This is a genomic window from Phormidium sp. FACHB-1136 (assembly GCF_014697375.1).
Lineage (GTDB): Bacteria > Cyanobacteriota > Cyanobacteriia > Phormidesmidales > Phormidesmidaceae > Nodosilinea.
This window is the reverse complement of record NZ_JACJRS010000006.1, coordinates 30,521-43,052: the sequence shown is the minus strand read 5'-3', so window position 1 is coordinate 43,052 and position 12,532 is coordinate 30,521. Positions and strand designations below refer to the sequence as shown.

The following is a 12,532-nucleotide window of genomic DNA, read 5'->3' as shown; positions in this document are numbered from 1 at the left end:
TGGTCAGGTCGTCCGTTAGGCCGCCGATGGGGTTTGTCGGTGGCCTTTCCTTAGCCCCCAGGATATGCATATGACGCTGGAATCACAACGGTTGAAGCAACTCTACGACGGTGAAACCAACTGGTACAAGTGGGGGCCATACCTCAGCGAGCGCCAGTGGGGCACCGTGCGCGAAGACTACAGTGCCGACGGCAACGCCTGGAATTACTTTCCCCACGACCACGCCCGTTCCCGTGCCTACCGCTGGGGAGAAGATGGCTTGGGCGGCATTAGCGATGATCATGGCCTGCTGTGCTTTGCCCTAGCCCTATGGAACGGCAAGGATCCCATCCTGAAGGAGCGCCTGTTTGGCCTCACCAACGGCGAGGGCAACCACGGCGAGGACGTAAAGGAGTACTACTTCTATCTGGACAGTACCCCCACCCACTCCTACATGAAGTATTTGTACAAGTATCCCCAGGCGGAATATCCCTACGAAGACCTGGTGAAAACCAACGCCAGCCGCGACCGCTACCAGCCGGAGTATGAGCTGCTAGACACGGGCATTTTTGACGAAAACCGCTACTTCGATGTGTTTGTGGAGTATGCCAAGGCCGATAGCGAAGATGTGCTGATTCAAATTACCGTGGCCAACCGTGGCCCAGAGGCGGCTCCGCTCCATGTGTTGCCTACCCTGTGGTTCCGCAATACCTGGTCTTGGGAGGACACCGGGGAAAAGCCCCTGATGACCCAGCAATCGGGCCATCATTGCAGCGTGGTACAGGCCCATGTCAACAATCCGGTGCTGACCCCCTTCATCCACGACTACTATTTCTATTGCCAAGCCGGGGTGCCACTGCTGTTTACCGATAACGAAACCAACACCGAGCGCATTTTGGGCCAGCCCAACGAAAACCCCTACGTCAAAGACGGGATCAGCAATTACGTGATCCACGGCCAAGCCGAGGCGGTCAACCCCGGCCAAACGGGCACTAAGGTGGCTCCCCACTACCAAATCACCGTGGGGGCCGGAGAAACCACCGTGATTAAACTGCGGCTGACCAAGGCTACCCCCGCTGAGGTGGGCGATCCCTTTGGCGACTATTTTGACCAGAGCTTTGCCGCCCGCCTCCAAGAAGCCGACGAGTTCTATGCCACGGTGATGCCGCCCTCGGTGCGGGAGGATGCTGACCGGGCCAACGTCATGCGCCAAGCCCTGTCGGGGATGATGTGGACAAAACAGTACTTCTACTACGATCTCGACCCCTGGCTGCGGGAGCGCAACGTCAACCCCTGGAGTTCCACGGCGGACAAAAAGCGGGTACGGAACAGCGATTGGTTCCACATGAAAAACGACGACATCGTGTCCATGCCCGACAAGTGGGAATATCCCTGGTACGCCGCCTGGGATTTGGCCTTCCACGTCATCCCCATCAGTCTGATCGATCCCGGTTTTGCCAAGGATCAACTGATGCTGATGCTGCGGGAAGACTACCTCCACCCCAACGGCCAAATCCCCGCCTACGAGTGGAACTTTGGCGACGTGAATCCGCCCGTCCACGCCTGGGCCACCTGGGAAATCTACACCCGCGACCGCCAGGTGAACGATGGCAAGGGCGATGTGGAATTTCTCAAGTACGCCTTTTCCAAACTACTGATCAACTTCACCTGGTGGGTAAACCGCAAGGATGAAGGCGGCAACAACCTGTTCCAGGGCGGCTTTTTGGGCCTAGACAACATCGGCGTGTTTGACCGCAGTTCTCCCCTGCCCACCGGGGGCTACCTAGAACAGGCCGACGGCACCGCCTGGATGGTGTTCTTCAGCCAGCAGATGTTCCAAATTGCCCTAGAACTGGCCCTGCACGACCCACTGTACGAAGACTTTGCCCTCAAATTCTTCCAGCACACCATGTGGATTGGCGGGGCCATGGATCGCATCGGCGAACACCAGGACGAACTGTGGGACGAAGAGGACGGCTTCTTCTACGATGTGCTGCGCCTGCCCGATGGCACCTCCATGCGGCTAAAGGTGCGATCCTTGGTGGGGCTGCTGTCGGTGATGGCGGTGGCGGTGTTCCATCGCGAGGTGCTTCAGAAATTGCCTAGGCTGGCCAAGGAAATTACTGAATTCCTTGGCAAACACCCCGAACTCACCCACAACATCCACCTCACCACCCAACTGGGCGTGCGGGATCGCTATATGCTGGCGGTGCTGAACGAGGACAAGCTGAAGCGGGTGCTGTCGCGGATGCTGGATGAAAGCGAATTCCTCAGCCCCCACGGCATTCGTTCCCTCTCCCGCCACCACCTCGACCATCCCTACATCTTCCACCACGGCGGTCAAGAGTATAAGGTGGGCTACGTCCCCGGCGATTCCACCTCTGGGATGTTTGGCGGCAACTCCAACTGGCGCGGCCCGGTGTGGATGCCCATGAACCTGCTGCTGGTGCGGGCGCTGCTGCAACTGTTCAGCTACTACGGCGAAGACTTCACCCTGGAATATCCCACCGGGTCGGGGGAACAGAAAGATCTGTTCGATATCGCCCAATGTGTGGCCGAGCGGCTGGCGGGGATTTTCCTCAAGGACGAAAACGGTCGCCGTCCGGTCTACGGTCAGTCGGAAAAATTCCAAACCGACCCCCACTGGCAAGACCTAATTCTGTTCTACGAATACTTCAATGGCGACGATGGATCCGGCATTGGGGCCAGCCACCAAACCGGATGGACGGGCTGCGTGGCGCGGCTCATCCAAGCCCTCGGCTACTTCACCAAGGAGATGATTCTGGAATACAGTATCCCCAGCATAATCCGCCGGGATTAACCCAACGGCGGTACGTTCCACCCACACCCCATCCCCCTGTAGGGGCGAGGTCTCCTCGCCCTGGGGTTCCTGTATCCCAAAACCAGATTAGGCCAAGCTGCCCCGTTTGCGTTGTTCCCGTTCAATGGCCTCAAACAGCGCTTGAAAGTTGCGTTCCCCAAACCCTTGGGCGATGATAGGCCGCTGGTTGGCCCAACTTTTTTGGCGTTGAATGATCTCAAAAAACAGGGTAGGGATGGGAAAAATCGGTTGGGTGAAGGTTTGCAGGAGCTTGGCCTGGGGAGTGTCGTCGTCCCAATCGGCCAAAATCTGAAGCCGCACCCAATCCGCCTCAATCCCCCCATCGCCCGGTCGTTGGGCCAAGGAATGGTAGTAGCCCTGGGGCACGTCTAAAAAGATCACCTCCAGGGCTTTCAGGCGCTGCACCGTCTGCACAATATCCTCCGTGTGCAGGGCTACATGCTGCACCCCAGGGCCACGGTTCCAATCCAAAAATTCCTGAATTTGCGAGTTGGCGGTGGCGGGTTCGTTAATCGGCAGGGTCGCTCCACCCTGGGGATGGATGAGCACCTGGCTGCGCAACCCCGACCAAGGCGTATGGATAACAAACCGCTGTTGGGGCTGAAACCCAAACTGCTGCGCGTACCAATCCACCGCCGCCGCCATTTGCCCCGCTGGCACATTGATCACCCCATGATCAATGTGGCTAATCGGTAATCGATGGACTGTGGAGCGTTCTGGCGTTTGAGTTTGAGTTTGAGTTTGGGTTTGAGGTACTGAGGCTTGCAGGGCGGGGCTGGGCAACGTTGGGGTTGGTGCCACTGAAGATTCCGGCCTTGAATCCTGAGCCAGCGCCCCCGGTACCCAGGCCATGGGTCGCTCCGACTGCACGAGGGTGTGGCGCAAGTGGCCCCAGCCTCGCACCTGGCACCAGCGCCCATTGGGTTCCTCGGTAATTGGCGTGAGAACTTGTCCCCCGTGGGCTACCAACCGCGCTAGGGCCATTTCCAGATCCGGCACCCAAAAGGCCAGATCGCCCACCCCCATCGGATGCTGACAGAGGTAATCGGCCACCCCGTCCCCCGGCTGTTGGGGAGCACTGATCAGCACCGGAACCGATCCCACATACACCAAGGCCGTGTGCTCAGCCACGGAGGGATGCACGGCCTTAGCCTGCCCACCCCAGTGCTGAACGAAGCGATCACACCAACCCGCTACATCATCGACATAGAGGTGCAAGTGGTTAAAATCCATGGCGTTAGGAACATTGGCAACAGACACCAGCCTAGTACGACAGCTTAGGCCATGGGCAAGTCTTCAACCTTAACGGGGCCAGGTTAGAGGCTATGGACATTTTAAGAAGCCAAGTGGAGCGCCGTTTTATCGGTTTCCCACAGGCGAAAACCGCCTAAAAAAGCGTTACTATTTTGCCCCGCCCGACAACCAGGGGGTAGCTGCTTCAGCTCTTTGACTTGGCCACCGCCCAGCACCACATCATCCAGTTGCAGGGCCGCCATAAAGTAGCTCACGCAAATATCTACGTGATTGCGCCATTTTTTCTTGCCCAGGCGAGCCAGCCCCCGCTTGCCCAAATAGGTTTCGTAGGTGCCTTTTTTGTAGGGTAGGTGGGCCAATTCCAGCGGCACCACCACCCCTTCCACCACCAACGCCGACCCCAGCCCCGTCCCCAGGCCCAAAAACAACATCGTGCCGCCTTCATAGCCGCCGAGCGCCTGCATCGCCGCATCATTCAGCAACCGCACAGGCTTGCCAAAGGCCGATTCAAAATCAAACCCCACCCAGCCCGGAGCCAGGTTTTGGGGTTCGCGCACAATTTGCCCCTGGCGCACCACCCCCGGATAGCCCAGGGTGATCACGTCGTAGGCCCAGTCCGCCGCCAGTTCCTTCACCCCCGCCACCATCAACTGGGGCGTCAGACTCGTCCCCGACGGAAATTTGCGGGATTGCTCCTGCCCCGTCGCCAAAATTTTGACGTTGCTACCACCAACATCAATCACCAATACGTTCATTGCGCACCATTGCCAGAGAGAACACAAACCCGACCGATTCCCATCACAGGAGACAACCACGTCTCACCGTGGGGTAGCCATCGCCCACCACGAGCAAACTGGGCATCCAGCCAACCAGCCGCCCACGACACCTTCACCCTAGGGCCGCTAGTGTTTAGTCTACCAAGGGCTACCCACCCTTGATTCATGCGCCCTGACCATGTGCCCTGACCATGCGTTCCGGCAATGCGCCCAGGTGCCGAGATCCAGGCCAGGAGGATGCATTAGACTGCATCTGGCTTGTTTGCCCCTGGTATCAGCAGGCGAGGAAACCTCGCCCCTAGGGTTTGCTGGGCTGGGAATCGGGGTTATCCAATTCGGATTTGGTATTAGACCCCAGCGTAATGCATCAAAGGCTTAGCCCGCAGGGGGTACGCTGCGCCAACCCATCCGCGCCTCCCGAAAGCGAGGCTAGCACCAATGCGAAGCAATGCACCACACCCACAACGGTCTGACGAATATTGTCTGGCTCATAATCTAAGGAGAGGATGCATGACTGTATTCTCTCCTTTCTTTTGGAAGGGATTTTTCTTGTCAGGGATTCCCTCCGCCATGGAACTCACCCTCACCACCCCGGCCCTGCTGTTTCCCGCCATTTCCCTGCTGCTGTTGGCCTATACCAACCGTTTTTTGGTGCTGGCCCAACTGATTCGGCAACTGCACAGTTCCGAGCGAGACTATTTTGAGGCGATGGTGCAAAAGCAAATTACCAACCTGCGCCGCCGCATTGCCCTAATTCGGTTGATGCAGGCGTTGGGGGTATCCAGCTTTATCTTCTGCACCCTGTCGATGTTTTCGCTGTTTGTGGATCAGCTTCGGTTAGCGGAGGTGTTGTTTGGGTCGGCCCTCGTGCTGCTGGTGGCGTCGTTGCTGGTGTCACTCTACGAAATTGCCATCAGCACCAAGGCCATTGAGGCAGAGCTAGCGGACATTGTGGCCAAGGGTCGCTAAACAATACCCTGACCTGGCCGACGCCAAACATCGAGACGAACCCGATAATCGCGGCTAAAGCTGTCCGAAGCCTTTTTTCTTCTTTTGTTTTTTCTGTTTTTTGTTACTGGGGGCACGGAAACCGGGCATAGCCCCACCGCCCATACCGGGCATTCCGGGCATTCCCCCCATACCGGGCATTCCGCCACCCATACCAGGCATTCCGCCACCCATACCCGGCATTCCCCCCATGCCGGGGAAGCCCCCACCGCGCCCCATTTGCTGCATCATGGTGCGCATTTTGGTGAAATCGGTAATCAGCTTGGAGACCTCTTTTTCTTGGTGGCCAGACCCAGCGGCAATGCGGCGGCGGCGACTGGGGGAACCGGAGAGCAGGTTGGGGTTCTTGCGCTCCTCCCGCGTCATGGAGTTGATCATGGCTTCGCAGCGTTTGAGCTGAACTTCGCCCTGTTCCAGCATTTCGCCGGAAATTTGTTTGCCCATGCCGGGAATCAGCTTCATGATGCTGCCCAGGGAACCCATGCTCTTCATAAAGCGCATTTGCTTGAGGAAGTCATCAAAATCAAATTCGGCTTCCAGGATTTTTTTGGTCAGCTTTTCGGCGTCGGCAATGTCCACCGCTTCCTGGGCCTTTTCCACCAGGGTGAGCACGTCGCCCATGCCCAAAATGCGGGAAGCCATGCGGTCGGGGTAGAAGGGTTGCAGGGCTTCAACTTTTTCGCCCACCCCCACAAATTTGATCGGTTGGCCGGAAATTTGCCGCACGGAAAGAGCTGCCCCGCCCCGTGCATCGCCGTCCATTTTGGTGAGAATAGCCCCGGTGATGCCGATTTGGTCGTGGAAGGTGCGGGTGAGGTTGGCGGCCTCTTGCCCGGTCATGGCATCCACCACCAGCAGCACCTCATCGGGCTGGATGGCGGTTTTGATGTCGGCCAATTCCGCCATCATTTTGGGGTCAATCTGCAAGCGGCCCGCCGTGTCCACAATCACGGTGTCCACGCCCTCGGCCCTGGCCCGTTCTAGCCCCTGGCGGGCGATGTCTACTGGATTTGCCTCGGTGCCCAGTTCAAACACGGGCACGTTAATTTGCTTGCCCAGGGTGATCAGCTGATCTACCGCCGCCGGACGGTACACGTCCGTGGCCACCAGCATCGTGCTGCGGTTTTCCTTGCGCAGGTGCAGGGCTAGTTTGGCCGTAGCGGTGGTTTTCCCTGTCCCTTGCAAGCCTGCCATTAGGACAACGGTGGGTTTCTTTTCGGTACTGGCTAGGGGAACGTTGGTGTCGCCCATCAGCCGCACCAGTTCGTCGTGGACAATTTTGATGAACTGCTGATCGGGACTGATCCCTTTGACCACCTCAGCGCCTAAAGCCTGTTCCTTGACCTCAGCGATGAAATCTTTGATCACCTGAAGGTTAACGTCCGCCTCCAGCAACGCCCGCCGCACTTCCCGCAGGGCATCGTTGATGTTGGTTTCGCTAATTTTGTCTTGGCCGCGCAGGCTCTTCCAGGCCGACTCAAGGCGTTCCGACAGGGCTTCAAACATGGCAGGTTAGGGACTTTTTAGAAAATGAACAATCAACGACAGCCGCAGGGCCGATTTTCTATTGTAAACGGTCTACCCCCCTGAATTGGCGCTGGCCGATACATCGGCCCCTGGGCTGGCCCTGCGACTGGATCGGCAACCGCTTTGCTGGCTGATGGTGCAATCGCCCAATTTATCGATTGGGAAACCTTATATCTTTATCGACATTTATCAAGCCCAGATTCTATTACGCCCCATTCCGGGGCACACTAAGAGATACAGGGGTTGTCCCAAGATTTTGAGGGGTCGTTCAACCCAATTGTGCATCTCACTACATTCTGATTGACCTGTCGTTGTTTACGAGCCCGTTTAATCCCGGCTGCGCTTGCGATGCTAAGGCAAAGATCCCCAACTGAATGGGGAACCTAAGCCGACCTAGCTGGGATCTTAGGTACAACGATAGGTTGATGATGTACGGAATTCCATCAGGAAGATCTGTATGAGTGTTTAGGGTGTCGTTCGGGAAAGTGCTATGGCTACGGAATTTTTGCCCGGTCTAGAGACTACAGACCAGGATCTTGGGGAACCGATTTCTCCTAGGATCGATGGCTCGGTGTGGGTGTCCCCGGAGGGAAGTCCGCTGCTAACCACGGAGGGATCGGCCCCAGCCTGGTTTAACCTGCTGCAACACCATAGCCAACTGGTGGTGGCGGTGGTGGAGGTGAGCACTCGCCTCAATGGCGAACCCCAGGCCAACCGGATTGTGTTCGCCAATGATTATTTTGGTCGCCTCACCGGGCTTGGCCCCACCGCCCATCCTGTGCCCATGCAAGACCTGACTTGGTTAACGCCATCGGCATCCCGAATGCTGCGCCATCGGTTTCGACTGCATTTTCTCCATGCGCTCCTCAGCCGTATCTATGGGCCAGAAACCTGGATTACCCCACGCCTGCGCCACGAGCCGCTGATGGTGTCGCTGACCAATTCCGAAACTAAACAAATTCGCCATATTGAACTGCGGCTACGCACCGCCGAGGAGGGGCTTCAGGTACTGGCCATGGCCCCCGATTTGGAAGCCAGCTTGCGCGATTGCTGGCCCGATGATGGCCCGACCCCCGCCCAGGTGACCACCCAGCTTTTAACGAAGGGATCGCCCCTGAATCGGTTGCTGAACAAGCTGTATCCCCAGCGCTACACCATTCAGGGCCAAGTTTTGATTGAGGGTACCGATGTCACTGAGCGGGAAACGTCGAGAACCTTGATTCACCTATTGGTAGGCCGCGAATCGGTGGTGGGGACAGAGCAGTTTTCCCAGGCCAATACCCTGATGAAACAGATCTTTGGAGCCCAGGACAGCTTTTTACTGATCGCCGAAAACGACCGCGCCCAGCTTTGGACGGCCCTGGATCAGGCCGATTGGCAGAACCAAACCTACACCCTAGGGGAATTGCAAGGGTCGTCCTTTCTACGAGCCACAGAGCAGGGTGAGGTATTAACCATCCCCGATTTGAGTTTGGCCTGTTGTACGTCCGGGGAGCGAGCGTTGATAGCAGCGGGGGCCAGATCGCTGCTGCTGATTCCCTTGGTGATGCGCAACCCGGCCCTCGGCCAAGCCAGCAGCCAGATGTTTGGCCTAGTGGGGCTCACCAGCACCAAGCCCTACGCCTTTAACCAGTCCGACTGTAGCCTAGCCACCACGCTAATTCCGGCCCTCACCGCCTCCATGCGCCACAGTGTGCGGGATCGGTTCACCAATATTCACCCCTCAGTGCGGTGGCGGTTTGAGCAGGAGGCTGAGCGGCTGAGCCTGGGGTTGCCCCCAGCCCCGATTGTGTTTGAGGGGGTCTATCCGCTCTACGGCATTTCCGATATTCGCGGATCCTCAGACGAACGGAACCACGCCATCCAGGCCGATTTGCTGGCCCAGTTTCGCCTTGCCCTCAGCGTGGTCGAAGCCGTGCAATCCACCGCCATTCACAATGCCCTGGTGGAACAGTTGTGGCTGGATCTGCAAGACCGCATCGCCAACCTAGAGCAGGGGGTGACGGTGGACGCCGAGGTAACCCTGCTGCGCTATCTGCAAACCGAAGTGGAAGCCCATTTCCCCTACTTTGCCCAGGCTTGCCCCGCCGCCAGTGAGGCGATCCACCGCTACCAAAACGCCATGGATAAGGAGCACGGCTGTATCTACCAGGCCCGCGCCATCTACGACCAAACCATCAGCTACATCAACAACCTGCTGAGGGAAACCTGGAACCAGTGGCAACAGTCGATGCAGGCCATTACCCCCCACTACTGCGACCTAGAAGCCACCGACGGCATCGACCACATGATCTACACCGGGAAGGCCATCGACCCGAAATTCACCGATTTTCAGCTCAAAGCCCTGCGCTACGAACAACTGCGGGCGGTGTGCGACTGTGCCCGCCAGGGGCTATCCCTCAAGCAAAAATACAACACCGATATGGTGATCACCCACCTGGTGCTGGTGCAGGCGGTGACGGTGGATATTGTCCACGACGAAACCACCGAGCGCCTGTTTGACGTACGGGGCACCCGCGACACCCGCTACGAAATCGTCAAAAAACGCATCGACAAAGCCCGTGACGCCGCCACCCAAGCACGCATCACCCAGCCCGGAATGCTCACGGTGGTCTATTCCACCAGCGAAGAATGGGAGGAGTACCAGCAATACCTGCGCTACCTACACCGCGAAGGCTTGGTGGGCGACGCCATTGAGGAGGGGCACGTAGAACCCCTCCAGGGCGTCAGCGGCCTCAAGTTTGCCAGGGTGCAAGTACTCCCCACCGAGTCAGGCGAAGTCATGCCCAGGGCCATATCCTAGCCCTCCCCTAAGCCATTACCCCCTAGGCTCCTAGGCTGGGGTAGTCGGTATAGCCTTCGGCTCCGCCACCGTAGAAGGTATCGAAGTTGGGTTCGTTGAGGGGGGCGTTTTCCTCAAATCGCCGAGGCAAATCGGGGTTGGCGATGAACAGCTTGCCGTAGGAGACCAAATCAGCATCGCCACTGGCAATGGCTTGGTGGCCCGTGGCTTGGTCATAGTCCCAGTTCACCATCAGCGTTCCGTTGTAGAGGGGCCGAAACTCGCGGGTGGGGATGGGGGTGCCACCGTAGCGCAGATCGGCTTCGCTGGGTTCGAGCAGGTGCAGGTAAGCCAGGTTGAAGGCATTCAGTGCTTGGATCGCATAACCAAAGGTAGTTTTGGGGTCAGAATCGGCCATGTCGTTGAAGGTGCTGCTGGGGGAAAGCCGCACACCTACCCGGTCGCTACCCCACACCTCCACCGCCGCCTGGGTGACCTCCAGCAGTAACCGGGCTCGATTTTCAAGGGAACCGCCATAGGCATCGGTGCGATGGTTGGTGCCATCCCGCAAAAATTGATCCAGCAGGTAGCCGTTTGCGCCGTGGACTTCCACGCCATCGAACCCCGCTTCTAGCGCATTTTTTGCCCCTTGGCGATACTGATCAATGATGCCGGGAATTTCGTCTAGTTCCAAAGCGCGAGGGGTGACAAAGGGCTGCATCCCGTCGTAGGTCATGGCGTCGCCCTTGGGCTGGATGGCGCTAGGGGCCACGGGCAGGGCACCCTCCGGCTGGAAAGAGGGGTGGGAAATGCGGCCCACATGCCAGAGTTGTAGAAAGATGTGTCCGCCCTGGTCATGCACCGCCTGGGTGACGGCTTTCCAGCCTGCCACCTGTTCGGCACTGTGAATGCCTGGGGTGGCTGGGTAGCCCTGACCCTGGGGACAAACCTGGCTGGCCTCCGAGATAATCAGCCCCGCCGAAGCCCGCTGTTGGTAGTACAGCGCATTCAATGGCTGAGGCACATTTCCAGCCCCGGCTCGGTTTCGGGTGAGGGGAGCCATCACAATCCGGTTCGGGAGTTCATAGCGCCCAAGCTGGATCGGGGTGAACAAATTCTTTGCTGTCGTCATAAAACCATTCCGTAGTCACCGTGACTACTCTACAGGGTTGACGGCCAAAAGCCTCTTCACCGGGCGCGGCGACCACACCCCTACCGCCTGGAATCCTGTAGGGGTCAGGTCTCCTGCCCCTCCTTGCCATGGAAGATTGAGGGAGATCTGCCTAACCGAGGGGCGTCACATCCTGGTTACCCAAGGTCAGCCGTAGGGCCGAAAGGGCCACAATCGCCAGAAACAAAACCAACCCAATGGCGCAGGCGTAGCTGATTTCCAGCTTTTCAAAGGCTTGCTCATAGATGTAATAGACCACCGTTTTAGAGCTATTGCGGGGGCCACCCTGGGTCATGATGTAGACCTCCTCGAAGACCTTAGTGGCGGCAATGGCAGAAATAATCGCCACCAGCCACAGGTAGGGGCGCATTAGGGGCAGGGTGATATCCCAATGGCGTCGCCAGCCGTCGGAACCATCAATCGCCGCCGCCTCATAGAGATCCTGGGGAATGCTTTGCAGCCCCGCCAGGTAGATCACCATGTAGTAGCCCATACCCTTCCAAATCGTCACCAGCATCACGCTCCAGAGGGCCAAACTGGGGCTGGTGAGCCAGGGAATGCCCTGGGGAAACAATCCGGTCGCCTGCAACAGTTGGTTAAACAGGCCATTTTCCGCATAGAGCCAGCGCCATGCAATACCCGCCACCACCATCGACACCACCACCGGAGAATAGTAGGCCACCCGCAGCCAGTGGATGCCCCGCAGTTGACGATTCACCAAAATGGCCAACCCCAGGGGCGCAAAGGTAAGCACCGGGACGACTCCCATCAGGTAGACCAGGCTATTGCGTACCGTTTGCCAAAACACCTCGTCGGCCATCAGGCGCTTTAGATTCGCCAAACCTACCCATGTGGGCGGTGCCGTGAGATCTAGGCCAAAGCTAGTGAAACTGAGGTAAAACGCCCGCAGGGCAGGCCAAAAGACGGAAATCGTTAGCGCCACTAAGGCGGGCAGCAAAAACAGGTAGGGCACCGCCGCCTGGGGAACTTGGGCGGGTAGACGTTCCAGACGGTAAAGGTTGCGGCGGGGGGCGGTAGTCATAGGACGGGTGAATCCCAGGGAAAATCCCTTTGATTTTACGGGATAGCGGCAGGGGACACCGAAATCCAGCGTAACAAACGGTTCATAAAAAGGCAACTAAAGGCAAGGAAGAAAGGGCTTCTAAGCGTTGCCGTCTTAAATGAGACATGCT

8 protein-coding genes are annotated in these 12,532 nt (G+C 57.9%); 3 read left to right on the top strand and 5 right to left on the bottom strand.

What is annotated here, in order from left to right; all coding sequences use genetic code 11:
• Nucleotides 1-70 precede the first annotated feature (70 nt).
• The gene (locus H6G62_RS03265; protein WP_190492681.1) at nucleotides 71-2,800 is read left to right on the top strand and encodes a glucosidase; all 2,730 of its coding nucleotides are present in this window, start codon (nucleotides 71-73) and stop codon (nucleotides 2,798-2,800) included.
• Between the two features lie 87 nt (nucleotides 2,801-2,887).
• On the opposite strand, the gene H6G62_RS03260 is transcribed toward H6G62_RS03265, so the two are convergent.
• Both H6G62_RS03260 and H6G62_RS03255 read right to left on the bottom strand, forming a co-directional pair.
• Nucleotides 2,888-4,054, bottom strand: coding sequence for a VOC family protein (locus H6G62_RS03260; protein ID WP_190492680.1), 1,167 nt, complete (start codon nucleotides 4,052-4,054; stop codon nucleotides 2,888-2,890).
• A 101-nt stretch (nucleotides 4,055-4,155) separates the two neighbouring features.
• The gene (locus H6G62_RS03255; RefSeq protein WP_190492679.1) at nucleotides 4,156-4,830 is read right to left on the bottom strand and encodes an ROK family protein; all 675 of its coding nucleotides are present in this window, start codon (nucleotides 4,828-4,830) and stop codon (nucleotides 4,156-4,158) included.
• Between the two features lie 531 nt (nucleotides 4,831-5,361).
• Between H6G62_RS03255 and H6G62_RS03250 the strand changes: the two genes are divergently transcribed.
• Nucleotides 5,362-5,820 (top strand): DUF2721 domain-containing protein, encoded by a 459-nt coding sequence (locus H6G62_RS03250; protein ID WP_206755633.1) that lies wholly within the window; start codon nucleotides 5,362-5,364, stop codon nucleotides 5,818-5,820.
• Nucleotides 5,821-5,874: 54 nt separating this feature from the next.
• Here the strand turns inward: H6G62_RS03250 and ffh are convergent, their stop codons facing one another.
• Nucleotides 5,875-7,365, bottom strand: a complete 1,491-nt coding sequence (gene ffh / locus H6G62_RS03245; protein WP_190492678.1) for a signal recognition particle protein — start codon at nucleotides 7,363-7,365, stop codon at nucleotides 5,875-5,877.
• A gap of 511 nt (nucleotides 7,366-7,876) precedes the next feature.
• On the opposite strand from ffh, the gene H6G62_RS03240 reads away from it, so the two are divergent.
• The gene (locus H6G62_RS03240; RefSeq protein WP_190492677.1) at nucleotides 7,877-10,189 is read left to right on the top strand and encodes a GAF domain-containing protein; all 2,313 of its coding nucleotides are present in this window, start codon (nucleotides 7,877-7,879) and stop codon (nucleotides 10,187-10,189) included.
• 22 nt (nucleotides 10,190-10,211) lie between these two features.
• Here H6G62_RS03240 and H6G62_RS03235 read toward each other — a convergent pair whose 3' ends face one another.
• Together H6G62_RS03235 and H6G62_RS03230 are read right to left on the bottom strand one after the other, a co-directional pair.
• Nucleotides 10,212-11,300, bottom strand: coding sequence for an alkene reductase (locus H6G62_RS03235; protein ID WP_190492676.1), 1,089 nt, complete (start codon nucleotides 11,298-11,300; stop codon nucleotides 10,212-10,214).
• A 151-nt stretch (nucleotides 11,301-11,451) separates the two neighbouring features.
• Nucleotides 11,452-12,381, bottom strand: coding sequence for a sugar ABC transporter permease (locus H6G62_RS03230; protein WP_190492675.1), 930 nt, complete (start codon nucleotides 12,379-12,381; stop codon nucleotides 11,452-11,454).
• Nucleotides 12,382-12,532: the final 151 nt, after the last annotated feature.

Bases quoted from the DNA above. Each gene is read 5' to 3' on its own strand.
- H6G62_RS03250 (WP_206755633.1), top strand. From the start codon at position 5,362: ATGACTGTATTCTCTCCTTTCTTTTGGAAGGGATTTTTCTTGTCAGGG.
- ffh (WP_190492678.1), bottom strand. From the start codon at position 7,365: ATGTTTGAAGCCCTGTCGGAACGCCTTGAGTCGGCCTGGAAGAGCCTG.
- H6G62_RS03235 (WP_190492676.1), bottom strand. From the start codon at position 11,300: ATGACGACAGCAAAGAATTTGTTCACCCCGATCCAGCTTGGGCGCTAT.
- H6G62_RS03230 (WP_190492675.1), bottom strand. From the start codon at position 12,381: ATGACTACCGCCCCCCGCCGCAACCTTTACCGTCTGGAACGTCTACCC.
- H6G62_RS03240 (WP_190492677.1), top strand. From the start codon at position 7,877: ATGGCTACGGAATTTTTGCCCGGTCTAGAGACTACAGACCAGGATCTT.
- H6G62_RS03255 (WP_190492679.1), bottom strand. From the start codon at position 4,830: ATGAACGTATTGGTGATTGATGTTGGTGGTAGCAACGTCAAAATTTTG.
- H6G62_RS03265 (WP_190492681.1), top strand. From the start codon at position 71: ATGACGCTGGAATCACAACGGTTGAAGCAACTCTACGACGGTGAAACC.
- H6G62_RS03260 (WP_190492680.1), bottom strand. From the start codon at position 4,054: ATGGATTTTAACCACTTGCACCTCTATGTCGATGATGTAGCGGGTTGG.